We start from the raw sequence: 19,072 nt of genomic DNA, 5'->3' as shown, positions 1-19,072 counted from the left end.
TTATTTTATATTACTTAGTTATGCACAAGATCATTCTAATCTGTGTATAAAATTATACCTTGTTTTAAAAACGTTTTTCCACAGTTATACACAAGTTATTCACACCTGTGTTAAACGTCTTAAGAAATTCTTTACATTTACCCGAATTTTCTTAACCTTTTCTTAAACATTATTCAAAAAAAGACGTGAAACTATTATAAGTTCACGTCTTTTATCTTTAATCTGATGTTTTTTCAGTTAAATGCACCGATGCAGTTTTCAACTTACCATTATGATAATACTTAATTTTCACTTTATCACCAACTGATTTTTCATATAAAGCACTGTGCAAATCAGCTACAGAGGCAATTTTCTTACTTCCTAATTTAACGATAATATCATTTTTTGAAATTCCTGCTTTTTTAGCAACTGAGCCGCTATTTGTTTGAGCGACTACTACACCTTGTGTAACTGAACTCGGAACCTTCAATGATGTCTGAGAATCATCTGAGATTTGGTCTAAATCAATTACTGAAATCCCTAAACTTGGTCTCTCTACTTTACCATTCTTAACAAGTTGGTTAATAATTTTAACTACTTCATTACTTGGAATGGCAAATCCCATACCTTCAACAGAAGTACCATCAGTACCTGATGTTAGTTTCATAGAATTAATACCTATAATCTGACCATTAGAATTAACAAGAGGTCCTCCCGAATTACCAGGATTAATAGCTGCATCAGTTTGAATAACTGTGGCTTCTCCAATTGTTTGTCCTGTTGTTTGGTCCTGTGTTTGAACAGTTCTGTTTGTTGCTGAAACTATACCTTGAGTAACACTAGTTGCGTACTCGCTTCCTAATGGTGAACCAATAGCGATAACTGAATCAGCTGGTTGCACACTATCTGAATTACCAAATGATGCAATTGCTGGCACCTTATCTCCGTCAATCTCAATAACAGCTAAGTCAGTAGTAGCATCACTACCAATTAATTTACCTGTTAATTTTGTTCCATCTTTTAAAATAATCTCAATTTGATCTGAACCATCAACAACGTGGTTATTTGTAACAATGTAACCTTTGCCGTTTTCCTTAGAGTAAATTACTCCGGAACCTTCACTATACTCTTGTAGAGAATCTGAAGATGATGATGAATTTGAGCTATTTGAGTCTGATCCCGAATTATCTGAGCCGGATGAATCAGACGATGAGCTATCACCGTCACTACTATCACCAAAAAGATCTCCGAAAATTGAAGAAGAATCTCCCTGTATTTTACTTTGCTTTTGTAAATTAACAACGGAAACAACTGCTTCATCTACTTTATTGTAGGCTTTTGTCATGGTACCCGTCGATTTGGTAGAACCCGTACTTACTTGAGTAGTACCTGGTCCACCTGATGATGAAGTTGTGTCAGGAACTGATGATGAAAATTGTGAGAATCCCCAAGTAGCAATTCCCACACCTAACATAGCAGAAATAAGAGCTACAATAGCTGTTTTAAATAAAGGACTTTTAAAATTCAAAAAATTACCTCGATTCTTATCTGATGATCTACGTTCAGGATTGTTATTATCCATTTGTACATTCTCCTTAAAGTATATATTCATAATAATATCTAAATTTGAAATTTTTATGAAACATATTTGAATATTATTATGCACTAAAAAAAAGTATAAATTCAAAATTTATACTTTTTTAAAGAATTATTAAATCATCTGGAATAATTGGATCAGTATCATTCAAATAAAAATCATGATCAACAGCCATATCATGATTTTTCAAAAATGTTGCCACTGTCTCATGAGCTGTATATTTTGTATTGTTTTCAGGACTAAGGTGGCCTAGATATACTTGCTTAGTATTTTCACCAATTACATCCATTAACCCTCTTGCTCCATCTTCATTTGAAAGATGACCCTTTTCACTGAGTATTCTTTGTTTAAGGGACCATGCGTAAGATCCATTTCTCAACATATCTACATCATGGTTGCATTCGAATAGATAACCATCAGCATTTTCTATCTTTTTTTCAACAGTATCAGAGATATAACCTGTATCAGTCAAAATGACAAAATCCTTGTTATTGTGATGAAATTTATAAAATTGTGGATCTGCCGCATCATGTGATACTCCAAAACTCTCGATATCTAAATCACCTAAACTCAAAACTTTATTTTTATCAAAAATGTTAATTTGATCGCTATCTACTTTGCCTATTTTAGGCATCATAGCTTGCCATGTTTTTTCATTTGCATAAACATTTAAGCCGTATCTTCGTGCTAACACTCCAACTCCTTTTATATGGTCGGAGTGTTCATGAGTAACAAACAGCGAATCTATTTCTTCAATATTTTTGCCAACAGAATCAAGTAACTCTTTAATCTTTTTACCTGACATCCCTGCATCTACCAAAATTTTGTGTTGAGGTGTTTCGATATACGTAACATTTCCTGTACTGCTGCTGGCAAGAACACTTATCTTCATATTATCTAATTTTGAATCCAATTTAATTATCTCCAATAGACGACGAATCATCCTTAATTATCGCACCAGTAAATGCGTTGACCTGTTTTGTACTACTTATATCGTTGTCTGTATTTTTAATAGTTACAAACCATACAGGTATATAAATAGTATTATCGTTTGCTTCTAGCAATTTAGTATACGCCAAATTTATATAAGTTATCTTAGAATTATTCGGAATTTCAGAATTTGTATATAAATTATCCACTACGTCTTTTTCACTTTTTAATACTGATTTTTCATGTAAAACACTAGCTGAAGGAATATACGTTTGTGTGTAACTAACTATCTTGTCACCTGAAACAGTAAATACCAATTGTGCTGTTTTATCAAAAATGGCTCCTGAGGAAACATTTTGAGCATACACAATTTTTGTACTTGAAGAAAGTTGTGGTGAATATGTGTACTTTTCACCAAATAATATGTTTGAGTCTTTCTTCATAAAATTATCTATTACAGAAACTTTTTTCTTACCATTCACATTCAATGGAGAAATTAAATTACTTGATATTTTATCATCATTGGCAATGTATGTAACAGATTGATTTTTTAATTTATTATAGTTTTGACCTAATACTCCGCTGGGTTTAGCTCCTAAATAGTAACCGTATTGTTGATCACTATCTAATTTACCTGTCGAAATATTTCTCTTCTTCATTTCAACAGATGTTGATGTTACAGTACTCCCGCTATTGAAAAAGTGTTGACTACTTCTGAAAGACAGTAGCAAAAAGACATCTAGTGAAACGAAAACAACAAGAAAAATTATTTCTATTCTTCTAAAATCCATTTGCTACTCCTCCAAAGCTGATAAATTTGTCCATTCTGAATATGTTTTCCATTTGCCTTGCATCTTAACGTAGTAAGTTGGAACTAAATCAACTACATTATCCGCATTTTCTTCATTCTTCCATTGATATCCAACTTCAATATCTTCAATATCATTAGCTAGATATCCTGAATTTACTAACCCTGTAAGTATGTCACTTGTAGGTTTCAATTCTGTCTTTTGTTGATCCGATGGCACTGGAACTTCTAATACTCTATTTATAAACATTTCTGTTGAACCATCTCTACTAAAGTTGATTTTAACTGAACCAAATGTTGTTTTGTTAAATATTGGGAAACCCTCAACATATTCACGATAGATAAGACTCTTTTGTTTATAGTTTCCACGGAATAATCGTAAATTAGAAACCGAACTTTCTATCTTGGTAACTTTGTTATATCCACGCAAGAAAAAGTCTAAACGATTCTTTGGAACACTATTGTCACTATAGTCGTTAAAAGTTAGTTCTCCTGTTGAATGATCAGATTCAAGTCTAAGTGAATCTCCATAAGCATAAATATAGTTATCACCATTTTGCGATGTACTTATATCATACTTACTAGAAGAGAATAGCGGCGAAGTATACTCACTATCATTCTTGGATGTAATAACATATGAGTATGATTGCATACTAATTGGTTCTCTGAAGAATGTTCTGATACCTTGCTTCATTGTGTTCAACTGAACATCATAATTAATATTGGACTTCTTAGCCAAATCTAATACAGGTAGTGACGATGCATTACCAACTTTTGCTCGATAAACTGTATAGCTATCATCGTCAGCCAAATATACAAATGGATCTTTGCCATTATTTGTAGTAAATATAATTCTATCAAATGTTTTGTCAGAAGCTTTTTGCAGAATTTTATCACCCAATATATAACCCAACGTATTAACAGAAATCTGTGTTGGATAAACCAACTGGATAGTATCTTTTTGCTGGATCTTTTGTTGATATTTGGCACCATCTTTTTTGAAAACTAACTCAGGTGCTTGAATCTTCCACTTTTTCATGGATTCTTGAATTGTATAAGATATATTTTCTTTACTATTGTAGATAAGTTTCTGATTCTTTCCATCATGCCAAATAACTTGAGTGGGACTAATAATTTGATCAATTGGAATATTATCCTTGTCATATGAGGAAGACTCGGTTAAATCAATATCCTTCCCAAGTTGGTATCTAGCTGTATTTGACCAGACAAAGAAAGATAGGACGATACTAGTTACTACAGCAATTATTAACAAAATTTGAACTACTCTACGACTAAATCTCATCCCACTCTCCTCCTGTCTCATTTGGATTAAATGGTAGAGAAATATAGAATGTTGATCCTCTACCTTCAGCACTATTTACCCAAATACGACCTTTGTGTTGTTCTACAATTTCCTTAGAAATTGATAATCCAAGTCCTGTACCACCTTGTTGTCTTGAACGAGCCTTATCAACTCGATAGAAACGTTCGAAAACATTCTTTATATCCTTGCGGGGAATACCTAATCCCTCATCGGAAATACTTATTATGATATGTTTATTAGTTTCTAGCAATCGACATGTAATAACTCCACCATCTGGTGAATATTTAATAGCATTATTAATAATGTTATCTATAACTTGAGTCATTTTATCTGTATCAATTTCTACCCATAAATCTTTATTAGTGATAACTCGCTTGATTCGATATTTTTTGACTACTTTATTATTATCTTCCTCAGCATCTGCTAACTGTTTCTTAAGCATCATATCGAATCGATCTAATATATATGAGAAGAATTCGTTAAAGTTTACCAACTCTTTATCTAGTTTTGATCTACCCTGATCCATTCTAGATAGATTTAGTAGATCTTGTATCATACGAATCATACGATCAGTTTCTTCTGCTGTAACACTCAAAAATTGAGGGGCAAGTTCTTTATTTTCCCAAGCACCATTATTAAGAGCATCGATGTAACTACTAATACTAGTCAATGGCGTTCTTAACTCATGCGAAACGTTGGAAACAAATTGACGGCGTTCTCGGTCAATCTTTTGTTGTTCTGTAACGTCATGAAGAACACAGACCATACCACTCACAAACCCACTATTTCTTTGAATAAGAGAGAATTCAGCGTTCAATATTAATGAATTATCTTCAGCGTAGTCTATCTCATCATTGGCATCATTTATTTCCAAAACCATAGGTTCAGGATTTTCTAACAATTCTTCAAATGTAACTTCATCACTAATCTTCAGTAAATCAGTCAACATCATGTTGTGAACATCTTCTTCAATATTCAAGAATTCTATGGCCATTTCATTAATAACAGTGATATTACCTAATCTATTTGTAGCGATAACACCATCCGACATTTGCGAAAGAACACTGTCCAAACGTCGTCGCTCAGATTCTGAGTTCTCAGTAGCTTCTTCAACCTTTACCGATAAATCATTAACCGACATGGCGAGTTGTCCTAATTCATCAGGTGAATAAACTCTAACCTGCCCTGAATAATCTCCCTCTGCCATACGAACAGCTTGTTGACGCATTTCATCAATAGGACGAGTAATTGCCCTTGATATGAAAATAGAAATTATGGCACCAAGTAATCCAGCCATTAATGAAGCGGTTAGAAAAATAACAATGATGTTATTAATTCTAGAGTACACGGATTCCATATTGGCTCGAATATATACTGCTCCAACTACCGTACTATCATCGGTTGATGATATAGGTTGGATTAATTCATATGAGCTACCACGGTCTTTGTCATAATATATTTGTGTAACTTTTTTATTACTCTTCATACTTTTTTCGATGGATTCACGTAATGATTTAGTTCCAACCACCGTGTCACCATCGACTTTTGATCCCACAATAATATTGTTATTATCAACAACTTGAATATCCGTAACATCTGAGTTACTGCGAGCATAATCTTGAATAATTTTATTGATATTATCCCTAGTATGCGAATCATTGTCTGTCAGATTGGTAGATAATTGTGACAACACATACGGTGTAACAACAATTGTTTGTTCAAACTGGGATACATTTTGCTCTTCCAGTTGACGCACGAAATAAGCTCCAATAATTTCAATTGTGACAACAAGAATAAGAATAAACGACAACCCAATTTTGAAATGGATTGACTTGAAGAAACCAAATCTTTTTTTCAAATTAATTCACCCATATAAATTTAATAAACATTACTTATATTATACTTCAGTTGGAAAGAATAATAAAAAAGCAGTTTAGTCTAAATAGACTTAGCTGCTTTTAATTATTATCTGATTCTGGATCGCGTAGGAAATATCCTACTCCACGACGAGTCATTAACCATTCAGGCTGACTGGGGTTATTTTCTATTTTTTCTCTCAATCTACGAACTGTAACGTCCACAGTACGTACATCACCGAAATAATCATATCCCCATACTGTTTGAAGCAAGTGTTCACGCTTCATTACTTGACCAATATGTTGAGCCAAATAATGTAACAGTTCAAACTCACGATGTGTAAGTTCTATTTCCTTACCATTTTTTGTAACAGTATATGCATCTGGGAGAATAGTTAGGTCCCCAATTTTAATTTCTGAATTATTATTATCATCAGTTTTAGCTGGCATTTGAATACGTAGTCGAGCTTTGACACGAGCAACTAATTCACGATTAGAGAATGGCTTTGTAACGTAGTCATCAGCACCCAATTCTAAGCCGATAACTTTGTCAATCTCGCCATCTTTTGCAGTTAGCATAATAATAGGTGTATCTTTTGTTTTACGAACGGTACGGGCTACTTCTAAGCCATCAATTACAGGCAACATAAGATCAAGTAGAATAAGATCTGGATTTTCTTCTTCTACTAAGTCTAGTGCCTCTTGTCCGTCAAATGCAGTTAGTACTTCATAACCTTCATTTTCAAGATTATATTTTACAATATCGGAAATTGGCTTTTCATCATCTACTACTAGTATTTTCTTTGACATAGTTTCACTCCTCAATGATTACATTATACTAGGTATCGATAATTAAAACAAAATTCTAATAAATTAACCTTAAAAATCAGTAAAAAACTGTTGCTATATGGTGTTTTTTTGTGATAATATATATCTCGTTGATCAGTTACAAACATTTAATGGGCGGTTAGCTCAGCTGGCAGAGCAACGGACTCTTAATCCGTGGGTCCAGGGTTCGATCCCCTGACCTCCCATACCAATAAAATCAACACTAAACAGTAATCACGCAGCTTAATAGCCGTGGTTACTGTTTTTTTTCGTCTTAAAATTCATGATTTTTGATATCTTTACCAGTACTTAAATCAAGCTGTTTAGCATTCTTATATACAAAAAACAACGACGCTTATACGCCGTTGTTTTTATTTTCCATAACCATGCGGATGTTTGCTATGCCAATTCCAAGCAGTTTGAATAATATCATGTACGTTTTCATAATCAGGATGCCATCCCAAAACACTACGTGCTTTAGAACTATCTGCAATCAAGATATCTGGATCCCCATCCCGACGATTTGAAATTTTATAAGGAATTGCCTTTCCTACTATATTGGAAGTCTCATCAAAAATTTCTTTAACAGAAAATCCTTGATTTGATCCCAAATTAAACGAATCACTCTTCCCGCCATTTTCTATATACTGTAGTGCCAAAACATGAGCTTCCGCTAAGTCTAATATATGGACGTAATCACGAATATTAGTTCCATCGGGAGTACCGTAGTCGTCACCAAAAATTTGAAATTCCTTTGTAGGATCCAGGGCTACCTTCATAATATTAGGAATTAGATGTGTTTCATTTGCATGAGCTTCCCCTATCAATCCTGAGGGATGAGCTCCTGCTGCATTAAAATATCGTAATGCCACATATTTGATGCCAAAAGCTTCATCTACCCATTTCATTATACTTTCCATCATTAGCTTACTTTCACCATAAGGATTAATAGGATTTTTCTCATCATCCTCACTAATTGGTATATTTTTAGGATTGCCATAAACTGCGGCTGTAGTCGAAAAAACAATTTTATGGATATTAAATTTTTCCATTTCTTCAAGTAAAACGATGACCCCAATTAAATTATTATCAAAATATTTTAAAGGATCTTTCATAGATTCAGGAACAATAGAAAAAGCATCCATATGAATAACAGCATCTATAGACTCTTGAGTGAACATATTTTCTAAAAATGATCTATCCCTTGTATCTCCCTTGTAAAATCTTGCATCTTTATGGATAGCATCGTGAAATCCTGTTGATAAATTATCAGCAACAACCACGTCATATCCTTTTTCAATTAAACAATAAACCATATGTGAGCCTATATATCCTGCTCCACCAGCTACTAAAATAGTCTTCATATTACTCTCCAAACAATAAATATTATGAGTATGTAATCATTATTATAATTGCGGTGTTACAATCTATCATATTACTATTGTTATATTTAGAAGGGATTACCATGGATATTGGATCTAGAATTGTTTTTTATAGAAAAAAACTGGCACTAACACAATCTGACCTTGCACAAGGAATATGTTCACAAGGGGAAATAAGTTTAATAGAAAAAGGGCAGAGAGTTCCATCTGTTGAGATGATAAATAAACTCAGCTCACGTCTGGGAGTTTCCATTGAATCTTTTAAAGAAGAAAAATTTTATGAAAACAAAGAACTATTTTTAGATTCTGTTTTTACTAAATTGGAGTTTTTAGTTAACAACCGAAATTACAAAGATATGTCTCAGTATTTGACCGATGATATTTTTCAAAAATGTTGTACAAATTCTATGAATAAGCAAAACTTTTTAAGCTACAAAGGTATCTATACTAACTATTACCAGAAAAATTTTGAAAAGGCTCTGGAAATATACAGAATTGCTCTTCAAGAAACTAACCCAACTTCCTTTTCTAATTTACTAGATCTTCCTAAACACAAAAATTATTACTCTAAAATAGAAACTATCCTTTTGGCTGGTGCAGCCAGTTGCTATTACTTATTAAAAAATTACAAATCAGCAGAAATACTTTTCAAAATTGCATGTGAAAATATAGAAAATATAAAACTGCAATTGTCATCCGACATTTTAGGCACAATTTACTATAATTACTGTAAAAATTCTAAAGAGTTAAAAAAATATTCTAATGCCATCGATATAGCAATAAAAGGTCTTGAATTTGAGTCTGAACAAAAAACAATTTATAGATCCGCAGAAATTCTTTTTGAACTAGGTGAAATATATTATATTCAGAGAAGGTATCCACTCGCTGAAAAATCCTACATAAAATCTATGTATCTTTCTTATTCTACTAACAGTACTCACTTTTTTAATCTGTTATTAATTGCTTTAAAGAAAAAAGAAAATCTTCAAATACTACAAAAAAATATTCAATTGATAGATCAAATTTAAATTTTAAAAATGTTAATATTAACTCATAACAAAAGGAGATATCATGACTAAAATAGACGTATTCGCTCATGTATTACCAGAAAAATTTTATAAAGAGATGTTAGAAATTGATAGCACAATTCCAAAACAATATCCTTTTATCAAACAAAAAGAATTGTTATCTGATATTAAAAATCGTCGTACTAACTTTCCTATAGATGTTAAACAAGTTATTTCTGCAGTTAACGTAAATCCTGAAGATTACGTAGATGCTGATAAATCTGCCAAATTATGTATTGAAGCAAATAAAGAAATTTCCAATTTAGTATCTGAAAACGGTGATTTATTTACTGCCGGTATAGCTATGCTACCGATGAATAATATCGATGCTTCTCTTGATATCATGAAAGATGACATTGCCAAATCATCTGAATTAATTGGTATTCAATTATTCACTCGTGCTTTAGGTAAAAGTATCGCTGACACAGATTTTCTACCTATCTTTGAAACTGCTAGTAAATTAGACATCCCTATTCTTCTACATCCAGTTTTTGATTCTAGAAAACCCGACAATAATATCGTTTTCAGCTGGGAATATGAACTATCACAGGCAATGCTTCAAATTGTTCAAGCTGGCATATTCCAAAAGTTTCCTAATTTAAAAATAATTGTTCATCATGCGGGTGCAATGATTCCTTTCTTTGCAGGCAGAATTGATAATATCTTACCGCCAGATCAAGCAGAAGATTTCAAGAAATTCTATGTTGATACTGCAATACTTGGTAATACAAAGGCTCTGGAATTGGCAGTAAGTTACTTTGGTGCGGATCACATGTTATTTGGTACCGACGCACCATTTGGAATTCCTGATGAAGGAGATACTGAGGAGATAATCTCTGCAATTAATGAGATGAAAATCAGTGACTCAGATAAAGAACTAATTTATCAAGGCAATTTTGAAAAAATCTTTGGAGAGTAGTAATGATATTTAGAATATTTAATTTGAGAACAGACTTAAATAACATTGATGAATTTAACAATCTAGGCAAAATTAATATAGAATCAGCAATCAAACTAGAGTCAGGCACCAAAACTCTACTATCTGCACACGATACAAATGACGTTACTGATAATTTTGTTTTAGAAATTTATGAAGATAACGATTCATACATTAAGCATGCCAATTCTGAATACTTTAAAAAGTTTGCTGAATTTTCCAAAAATTCAAATATTGATCGACATGAGATATTCGAACTTGATCCCGAACTTCTGACAGAAAAGAAAGCTCCTATTCAAGAACTTTACAATGCGCAAACTTCAGTAAGATTAGCTAAAATAAAAATTGACACTGCTAATGCTGATATATTCAAAAATATCGTTTTCGAAGAAATGAAAACTGCGGTAGAAGTAGAATCTGGCGTTTTTCTTATGTACGCTGGCTCTCTTAAGGATGATCCATCAAAATGGATATTCTTTGAAATTTACCAAGACAACGAAGCATATCTGAAACATTTAGAGACTGATCACTTTAAAAAATATATTTCTGGAACTAAAAATATTGTCTTAGAAAAACAACTTTATGAATTAAAACCCAATAACCTTGCAAATAAAGGTGGATTATTTTATCAAAGTAAATAAAAAGAAGTAACGACTGATGTCGTTACTTTTTTTTAATATGTTGTCTGTAATTGTAAAAGCTGTGCTTGATTTATCTCTGTAAATAAGGTACTGGATATTTCTTGATTTATTTCTCCGTTATTAAAGCACTCCTGTATAAAACTGTATTCATGTTGGAAAGCTTCCATGTAATAGGAATTATCAATTGGCTGTTTATTTGCTTGATATTCATGCTTAACATTATTAAAGAATCGATCCATAACTTTTCTAACCATGAATATATGAGTATTTTCAGTCTTATTTTGCTCAAGTCTTGCCTGCATAACACTATCCAAGTAGTTGTCCACTTCTTCAATTACTTCATTATTTAATGATAATAGCTCTTCCCTAGTTTTAGTCCATTCAGAAACTTTTTGAGCATACTCCTGGTCATTTTCAATTCTTCTATTTCTAAAGACTTCCCGCTGTCTTCTAGTAATAACCCGATGTTTAGTATGCCAAATTATCTCTTTAGACATATGTTGAATTCTATCTCTTAAAGGAATTCTTTTATTTTCAATTAGTGACCGATACATAATATGATCGTAAATATCAATGGTTTGTGGGCTATATTTTTTATTTATCTCATCACTATGAATAAAACTATCCGTTAAACTCTTTGTTTCGTTGAAGAGTAAATAAAAGTTGTCATTGAAATCTTTTCTATTCAGAGTGGTACGATTTCTCTTCTGTGTTTCCAATTGATACGTCAATTTTTCTCTAATATCGTGATCTTCTATTGTTGATCTCATTTGTAAAATAGCGTAATCGACCATTTTATTTCTAGTATCATTTAAATCTTCGATATCATAGTCCTCTGATTTACTCTTAAGAATAATTGGAAAGATTATGGCACTAAATATCATACTAATAATAATCACAAATGTTGTAATCGTAATTAGTTCTTCTCTGTAGGGAAATGGTTGTCCACCAATGGTTTTAGGTAAAGAAAATGCCATAGCAAGCGTAACAGTTCCGTGAATTCCGCCTATTGCAAAAATTTGAGAATACTTTCTATCCTCTTCTCTGGAAACGTTTCTCCAAAAGGTTTTCTTAATACCATCATTTCTATAAGTTCCAAAGTATCTAATGGTTATCATTACCAGATAAATTATCAAACTTACCAATAGCATACTTAAAATCTCTCTAAAACCTATTTTTTCAAAGTTTTTCCATATACTAGGTAGTGCCAATCCTAATATCAAGAAGACCATATCATTCAGGATATCTGTTATAACAGACCAGATTGTTTTTGTTGTTAATTGAACATTTGTAGAAGTAAGTTTCAACCTATCTGACTCCCAATTGTGCTCTATACCTGTAGCAACTACAGCTAAGATACCTGATACGCCGAAATATTCAGCTAATAAATATATAAAAAATGGTGTTAATAAACTAATAGGGATCGTAATTAACTCAGGATTATCCCCATGAATATTGATATTATACCTAACCATCACAAGAATAATTCCACCTATCAGTCCTACAATGATTCCACCTATTGAAACAAATAGGAAGTGTCCTATCCCACCGACAACTGAGAAATTACCTTTATATAAAACGGATAAGGCTAGATCTAATAGCACTAATCCTGTTGCATCATTAAAAAGAGATTCCAATTCTAGAGCATCATTAACACCTGTAGGAACTGATCTATTAGAAGTCATTGTTTTTACAGCCATTGCATCCGTTGGTGTAACGATAGCTGCCAAAGCAATAGCTAATGGAAGCGTCCACTTCACTTCAAATGTATTAGCTGTGAAACCTACAATCAAGACAGTCACACAAGCTAAAACGACGGACATTATAAATATTCCCCAAAATTTGGATCTCACTTTTTCAAATGATTGCTTTTGTCCGTCATAGAACATCAACGGAGCAATAAATAGCAACATAAAATACTCAGGCTCTATTTCAAAATTATGAAAAATAGGAAAAATCGATAAAAATGCCCCTGTTGCTATAAGTATAAAAACTTCGGGAATTTGGGTAACAAATCTTCGAATAATATTTGCCCCAATAACCCCAACTAATAAAAATGCCACTGTATAAAAAACTGTCATATTTATTTCCTTAAATAATTAAATAATAAGTTTGAACTAACATGGTATTTTACTCAGAATAATTATGATGGTCTACCCTTTTTCACAATTCTTTATATTATTTGTTTATTTTTATTTCACTATATAAATTTAATTAAACTATAATGAATCTAAGTTTATAACTTCTGGAGGATTACTATGGATATTTCTGAAGAAAAGAGACTAGAGAAATTAGAATCGTTTATTTTAAGTAGCAAAATGAATGATTTAGCAAAAAATAATTCCAAAGGTAATATTTTCCTAAATGCAGGAAGAGGAAACCCTAATTGGATAAACAAGAAGGCTCGCTTGGCTTTTAATAGATTAGTTGAATTTGGAATTTTAGAATCCGAAAGAACAATGAATGTTGGCGATCTAGCTGGATACATTGAAAAAAAAGATATTACTAGTCGTTTTTTAAAGTTTTTAAATTCAAAAAACAACATTGACTCTTTTCTTATTCAAACACTAAATTACGCAAAAAATAGATTACACTTAAATACTGACGAATTCGTCAAAGAACTTGCAGATGGTGTTATTGGAAATAACTATCCTGAACCAAATATTATTTTAAAAAATACTAAAGTAATTTTGAATCAGTTCCTACAGAGCGCTCTGTATAACAGTGAAGAATTAGCTGAAAGTACCGAGATATTCCCAACAGAGGGTGGAACTGCTGCTATTGTATATATTTTTGCATCTTTAAAAGAAAATAAATTAATTAAAGCTGGTGACAAAATTGCTATTAATACACCTATTTTTACACCGTATATAGAAATTCCCACTCTACATGATTATCAAATGGTAGAAGTAGATTTGAACTCTTCAGAAGAAGATAATTGGGCAATTTCAAAAGATGAGATAGATAAACTTTTAAATCCTGATATTAAAGCTTTTATAGTAGTAAATCCAAGTAATCCTGGTTCAAAATCTCTAAGTCCTGATTCACTTGCCGAGATTCAAGAAGTTATTAAAAAACGTCCAGATTTAATGATTATTACTGATGATGTGTACGGAACATTTGTTAATGATTTTCAATCCATATATAGTGTAGCTCCTTATAACACCTTACTAGTATATTCATACTCTAAACTATATGGGGCGACAGGTTGGCGTGTTGGATTAATAGCTGCTAACCAAAATAATGTTTTTGACAAACTAATAAATGATTTGCCCAATACTGATAAAAATGAATTAACCGAAAGATACTCAAAAATAAGTTTAACTCCAGAAAAATTTAGTTTTATCTATCGTATTGTTGCAGATTCTAGATCTGTAAGTTTATCCCATACAGCAGGTCTGTCGACCCCTCAACAAATTATGGAAGTACTATTTAGTATGACTCATCTGTTAGAAGAGAATAATGATATTTATATTGAAGAATCCAAGAAAATAGTAAAGCAAAGATACAATGATTTACACGACTCTTTAAATATAAAAAAAGACAGTTGTAGTGATAATTCTAGATACTATTCATTAATTGATATCTACAAAATAGCTCAAAATATATATGGTAATGACTTTGCCATATATTTAGAGGATAACTTTGAAGAAGCAGATTTTCTTATTAATCTTGCTAGTAAAAACGGTGTAGTATTAATGGATGGAGTTGGATTTGGTACAAGTGATGGAAATCTAAGAGTATCTCAAGCTAACTTGCCAACCAAAGACTATAAAATTATTGGAGATAGTATTCTTAAGCTATTGAAAGAATATCATGATGAATACAATTCTAAATAAAAACTAGCCTACGTTTAATTACGTAGGCTAGTTTTTTAAAAGCAAAATATAATCACTATAAAAATAACCCTAATCCCGCTAATCCTCTTTGGGTAGCGGCATCTTGATTATCTTTTCCAATTAATTTAACTAATTTAGATAACTCTGCAGATTTTTCATCACTTAAAGATATTTTATTTTCTTTCATACATTTGCCAACTTGTAAGAGAAATGTTGCTCCGTTGATGTTGCCAGTATAGAATTCTCCTAACAGTTCACGTAATGGTTCTTCATTCTTTTCAGTTAGCATCCCTATTAATTGAAACGCTAAATATTTTTGTTCATCATAATTTTCTGACATTTTTAATACCCCAATCCCCGTGTTTTTCAATACTATAATAAACTAATGCGATACTAAGAATAACTAGCAATCCCCAGCTGGATATTTTACCCAAACCTACCAAGTGCCAACCCATTCTCTGATTTGGATACTTCCAAGCAGAAAAAAATGTTGAAATATTTTCAGCTACCCACAAAGCTATCCCAATAAATAAGAATGCCATATTCATGTACATATAATGAACTCTATCTTTAAGTTCAAAAAATACTTTGGTTTTCCAAAAAATAATTACCGTAGCTGCTATAATTATGTACCTTAAATCCCATATAAAGTGATGGGTAAAAAAGTTTAAGTAAATTGCAATACACAACACATACACAACACAACTACAGATAATTTTTTTGGCCAACTTTCAAATTGTAAATCAAATACCTTCCATGCACGAAAAATATAACTACCAACACTAGAGTACATAAATCCGCTATACAAAGGCACTCCTAATATTTTAGTATAGGCAGGTTCTGGATATGCCCACATTCCAATAGACGTTTTAAATATCTCTAGTATCAAACCCACCACATGAAATATTAAAATCACTTTCACTTCTTGCCAGGTTTCGTAACCTGTTACTATTAAGGCAATTTGGAATATAATTGCTAAAATTAGCAACAAGTCATATCTATATAAATGTGGAATATGAACATACTTAGTTACGAACATTGCACCAAATAACAATACCGGAAACAAGCAACAGGATGCTTCTTTTTTTATGAAATCTATCATGTAATCAAATTCTCCCCAATGTAAATTTAATTGCAATGTTATAAATATAATAATACAAGGCAAATAAAAAACAACTACACCGATAAAGATATAGTTGTTAATTTTCGGGATTTATTAGATAGTACAGCACCACATCACGATATGTTCCTTTGTTAAACAAGTAATCTTTGAGTACTGTTTCTTCTGTGAATCCAGCACTTTTTGCCACAGCTCGACTGGGGTGGTTATCGATATCAGCAAGCAAATCCAAACGATGGATTCCCAAATTATTAAATGCTACATCTATCGTTTTTTTGAGAGAATTATGCATAATGCCCCTATGGGAATACTTATCACTAAGCCAATAACCAATTTCACCTCGATGATGTTCATCAAGAATATTATGTATATCAATCATTCCAACTAATTTATCTTGATAATAAATAACCATTAACCATAATTCCCTGTTGGATAATTTTTCAGATAACATATTAATTGAATTTTTTTCATCTTCAATAGATTTAGTTTTTTCTACCCAACTTAACCATTCATCAAGAGTATCTCTGCTTTCATCTACTGCATTATATATTTCTTCCGCCTGAGAAATATCAAGACTCTTTAGAGTTATATCTTCGGATACTTTGTAATACTCCATAAAAAACACCCCCAAATTATTAAGCTTAGGGTAAACTTTTTTTACAATTATTTCAATTCGTATCCAATTAAAATTCCACCATCTTCAGCATAATAGCTACACAATCCTTGGCAAGGAGTTATTTCAACAATCGCTTGCGGATAATTTTGATTAATCAATGATTGTATACTTTCAGCTAAAATTGGATTATTTACATGGTTAACTTTTACTTTTCCACCTGAGTAGCCATTGGAGTTCATTTGTTCTAGCAATGTATTTAAAAATTTCTTTTGGCTTCTTACTTTAGTAATAAGTTCTAACTTTCCTTCTGAACTAGCGGTAATTATAATCTTAATATTTAAAAGTTTAGCACACTTAGCGATCGCAGAATTAACACGACCATTCTTTGCCATATTATCCAAAGAACTCAAAGCTGCGAGCAATCTTGTTTTTTTCTGGTATTCAGTGATATTATCTGCAATTTCTTGAAATGATAGTCCTTCTTCAATCATTTGATCTAACTTTTCAATGATTAGACCCATTTCCGGTCCTGTCGATTTTGAATCTATCACCTTAATATTAATGTTAGGATTTTTTTCTTTGAAGATTTCAGCTGCTTGTACAGCTGATGAATAGCTCCCAGATAGTTGACTGGTGATAGTCACCACAAATATACTATCTGCACCCTCAAAAGTTGTCATCCACTCGTCAATATTAGGACACGAAGTTCCTGAGTTTTTTGCATTTGAAAGACTCATCTGCATTTTTTTAATATCTAATTCTTGATTATCTTTATACTCAACATCATCTGCAATAATTGTTAAAGGGACCTGTTTATATAATTTATTATCTAAATTTCTAACATCTGATGAGGAATCTGAAATAATTCTAAATGTCATAGTAAACACCTTCACCGTTTTTCTATATTCTATCGGTTTTTCAAAAACCTGTCAAAAGTTTCATAAATACTTTTAAGAAACTAATTTGAACTTTATGAACGTATCTTATATAATTTATACTCAAGAAGGTGTAAATACATGGACGAAAAGTCGCAAAAAACTATCGCTGATTCTATCAAAAACTTTACATTACCAAGTTATAAAGAGATTCCTAATGTTGGCCTATATCTCGAACAAACTGTTAAGTATTTAAATGAATATCTGGAACCACTGGGTGATGTTACTATTACTAATTCAATGATCAGTAACTACGTAAAGAAAAAATTAATAGATAGTCCTATTAAAAAGCAGTACTCCAGAGATCAAATCGTAATTTTATTCTTTATTGCGATTTCAAAGGTAGTTCTTTCTCTAGAAGACATCAATAAGTTGTTATCTGTTCAGGCAGATACTCATAATGTTCAAGAATCATATGAATATTTTTGTTCAGAGCTAATTGATATATTAAATAAAGTATTTTCACGACAAAAATTAAGCGAATTTGATAGCTCTAATGAACCTGAAGAAAAGATAATGTTACAAAATGTAATAACCGCCATCGCTAATAAAATCTACTTAGATAAATATTTTGAAATGCTATAAAATAAAAAAACTAACCATATGGGTTAGCTTTTTTAAACGGTTTGAAAGTTAATATATATTTCATAATCCGAGTAATATCATATTCCAAATATCGTCAAATCGTTGCTTATAATCTGAACGATTCCAAGTTTCTTTAAAACTTGGCAAAGTAAATATCGCAAAACAAGATAATATTGCTTCGGATTTTCTAAAATCTTCATCTTTATAATTCATGAGTTCATTGATGTAGCGATAGCTTGGTATTAATACATCCCTTAGCTCAGTGGGATGATCATCCAAATAAATAGAAATCAAGTTGAATATCTCTAGATGTTCGTTTGCAGCTCTTTTCTTAGCATTGGCAAATTGCCACAACCAATCATATAATTCATCAGTGTTACTTTTATAACTAGATTTTAGTTGTATAGATGCGACAATGTTTTCTTCAAACCAACATATCGAAGCACATTGCCATAACTCGTTTTTATTTTTAAAATATTTATAAATTGCGGCATGTGTTACGTCCAATTGATCTGCAATTTGTTCAATTTTTATATTTGTTTTTTTCTCGTCGATTACCAATTTTAATGCGGTATCGATGATTATATGTCGTGATAAATTTGCCATATCCGCCTCCAATTGAAAATAT

Annotated in this window: 19 protein-coding genes and 1 tRNA gene; 6 read left to right on the top strand and 14 right to left on the bottom strand. The window is 31.7% G+C overall.

Translation table 11 applies throughout. The features are described 5' to 3' along the window. Positions 1 to 217: 217 nt before the first annotated feature. The 6 genes from EKN01_RS00345 to yycF form a co-directional block, all read right to left on the bottom strand. A complete protein-coding gene (locus EKN01_RS00345) occupies positions 218 to 1,561 on the bottom strand; it encodes a S1C family serine protease (RefSeq protein WP_129044500.1) in 1,344 nt (447 codons plus the stop codon). Between the two features lie 118 nt (positions 1,562 to 1,679). Continuing rightward, a complete protein-coding gene (locus tag EKN01_RS00340; RefSeq protein ID WP_099974196.1) occupies positions 1,680 to 2,519 on the bottom strand; it encodes an MBL fold metallo-hydrolase in 840 nt (279 codons plus the stop codon). Next, positions 2,491 to 3,297, bottom strand: coding sequence for a two-component system regulatory protein YycI (locus EKN01_RS00335; RefSeq protein WP_129044499.1), 807 nt, complete (start codon positions 3,295 to 3,297; stop codon positions 2,491 to 2,493). Before EKN01_RS00335 ends, EKN01_RS00340 begins: the two co-directional genes overlap by 29 nt. 3 nt (positions 3,298 to 3,300) lie before the next feature. Continuing rightward, the gene (locus tag EKN01_RS00330; protein ID WP_129044498.1) at positions 3,301 to 4,617 is read right to left on the bottom strand and encodes a YycH family regulatory protein; all 1,317 of its coding nucleotides are present in this window, start codon (positions 4,615 to 4,617) and stop codon (positions 3,301 to 3,303) included. Next, a complete protein-coding gene (walK, locus tag EKN01_RS00325; RefSeq protein ID WP_129044497.1) occupies positions 4,607 to 6,496 on the bottom strand; it encodes a cell wall metabolism sensor histidine kinase WalK in 1,890 nt (629 codons plus the stop codon). The genes EKN01_RS00330 and walK overlap by 11 nt, the downstream gene beginning before the upstream one ends. 100 nt (positions 6,497 to 6,596) lie before the next feature. Then, complete coding sequence (yycF, locus tag EKN01_RS00320; RefSeq protein ID WP_099974192.1) at positions 6,597 to 7,304, bottom strand: response regulator YycF; 708 nt, start codon at positions 7,302 to 7,304, stop codon at positions 6,597 to 6,599. 150 nt (positions 7,305 to 7,454) lie between these two features. Between yycF and EKN01_RS00315 the strand changes: the two genes are divergently transcribed. Next, positions 7,455 to 7,529, top strand: a tRNA-Lys gene (locus EKN01_RS00315). Between the two features lie 164 nt (positions 7,530 to 7,693). Here EKN01_RS00315 and galE read toward each other — a convergent pair. Next, positions 7,694 to 8,686: a UDP-glucose 4-epimerase GalE gene (galE, locus tag EKN01_RS00310; RefSeq protein WP_129044496.1), complete on the bottom strand. Its 993-nt coding sequence runs from the start codon at positions 8,684 to 8,686 to the stop codon at positions 7,694 to 7,696. Between the two features lie 101 nt (positions 8,687 to 8,787). Between galE and EKN01_RS00305 the strand changes: the two genes are divergently transcribed. Genes EKN01_RS00305 through EKN01_RS00295 form a run of 3 tightly spaced genes read left to right on the top strand, consistent with a single transcriptional unit; the run spans position 8,788 to position 11,349 of the window. Next, positions 8,788 to 9,732, top strand: coding sequence for a helix-turn-helix domain-containing protein (locus EKN01_RS00305; protein WP_129044495.1), 945 nt, complete (start codon positions 8,788 to 8,790; stop codon positions 9,730 to 9,732). 43 nt (positions 9,733 to 9,775) lie between these two features. Continuing rightward, a complete protein-coding gene (locus EKN01_RS00300; protein ID WP_129044494.1) occupies positions 9,776 to 10,690 on the top strand; it encodes an amidohydrolase family protein in 915 nt (304 codons plus the stop codon). Between the two features lie 2 nt (positions 10,691 to 10,692). Beyond that, positions 10,693 to 11,349, top strand: coding sequence for a putative quinol monooxygenase (locus EKN01_RS00295; RefSeq protein WP_129044493.1), 657 nt, complete (start codon positions 10,693 to 10,695; stop codon positions 11,347 to 11,349). 32 nt (positions 11,350 to 11,381) lie between these two features. Here EKN01_RS00295 and EKN01_RS00290 read toward each other — a convergent pair whose 3' ends face one another. Next, on the bottom strand, positions 11,382 to 13,430 hold the full coding sequence (locus EKN01_RS00290) for a cation:proton antiporter (protein ID WP_129044492.1): 2,049 nt from the start codon (positions 13,428 to 13,430) through the stop codon (positions 11,382 to 11,384). Positions 13,431 to 13,607: 177 nt separating this feature from the next. On the opposite strand from EKN01_RS00290, the gene EKN01_RS00285 reads away from it, so the two are divergent. Then, positions 13,608 to 15,188, top strand: a complete 1,581-nt coding sequence (locus tag EKN01_RS00285) for a bifunctional aspartate transaminase/aspartate 4-decarboxylase (RefSeq protein WP_129044491.1) — start codon at positions 13,608 to 13,610, stop codon at positions 15,186 to 15,188. A 55-nt stretch (positions 15,189 to 15,243) separates the two neighbouring features. On the opposite strand, the gene EKN01_RS00280 is transcribed toward EKN01_RS00285, so the two are convergent. The 5 genes from EKN01_RS00280 to EKN01_RS00265 all read right to left on the bottom strand — a co-directional run bounded on the left by EKN01_RS00280 (position 15,244) and on the right by EKN01_RS00265 (position 17,802). Continuing rightward, positions 15,244 to 15,528, bottom strand: coding sequence for a hypothetical protein (locus tag EKN01_RS00280; protein ID WP_129044490.1), 285 nt, complete (start codon positions 15,526 to 15,528; stop codon positions 15,244 to 15,246). Beyond that, positions 15,512 to 15,880, bottom strand: coding sequence for a DUF817 family protein (locus EKN01_RS07945; protein ID WP_206731611.1), 369 nt, complete (start codon positions 15,878 to 15,880; stop codon positions 15,512 to 15,514). The genes EKN01_RS00280 and EKN01_RS07945 overlap by 17 nt, the downstream gene beginning before the upstream one ends. Continuing rightward, positions 15,856 to 16,290: a DUF817 family protein gene (locus EKN01_RS07940; protein ID WP_206731610.1), complete on the bottom strand. Its 435-nt coding sequence runs from the start codon at positions 16,288 to 16,290 to the stop codon at positions 15,856 to 15,858. The genes EKN01_RS07945 and EKN01_RS07940 overlap by 25 nt, the downstream gene beginning before the upstream one ends. A 97-nt stretch (positions 16,291 to 16,387) precedes the next feature. Then, a complete protein-coding gene (locus EKN01_RS00270; protein WP_129044489.1) occupies positions 16,388 to 16,924 on the bottom strand; it encodes a GNAT family N-acetyltransferase in 537 nt (178 codons plus the stop codon). A gap of 47 nt (positions 16,925 to 16,971) precedes the next feature. After that, positions 16,972 to 17,802, bottom strand: coding sequence for a DegV family protein (locus EKN01_RS00265; RefSeq protein ID WP_129044488.1), 831 nt, complete (start codon positions 17,800 to 17,802; stop codon positions 16,972 to 16,974). 138 nt (positions 17,803 to 17,940) lie between these two features. Between EKN01_RS00265 and EKN01_RS00260 the strand changes: the two genes are divergently transcribed. Continuing rightward, positions 17,941 to 18,444: a DUF1836 domain-containing protein gene (locus tag EKN01_RS00260; RefSeq protein ID WP_099974179.1), complete on the top strand. Its 504-nt coding sequence runs from the start codon at positions 17,941 to 17,943 to the stop codon at positions 18,442 to 18,444. Positions 18,445 to 18,504: 60 nt separating this feature from the next. Here the strand turns inward: EKN01_RS00260 and EKN01_RS00255 are convergent, their stop codons facing one another. After that, the gene (locus tag EKN01_RS00255; RefSeq protein ID WP_129044487.1) at positions 18,505 to 19,050 is read right to left on the bottom strand and encodes a TetR/AcrR family transcriptional regulator; all 546 of its coding nucleotides are present in this window, start codon (positions 19,048 to 19,050) and stop codon (positions 18,505 to 18,507) included. Positions 19,051 to 19,072: the final 22 nt, after the last annotated feature.

It is taken from the genome of Companilactobacillus metriopterae (assembly GCF_004117915.1).
In the GTDB taxonomy this organism is placed as follows: domain Bacteria; phylum Bacillota; class Bacilli; order Lactobacillales; family Lactobacillaceae; genus Companilactobacillus; species Companilactobacillus metriopterae.
This window is presented reverse-complemented; position numbering and strand designations above follow the sequence as displayed.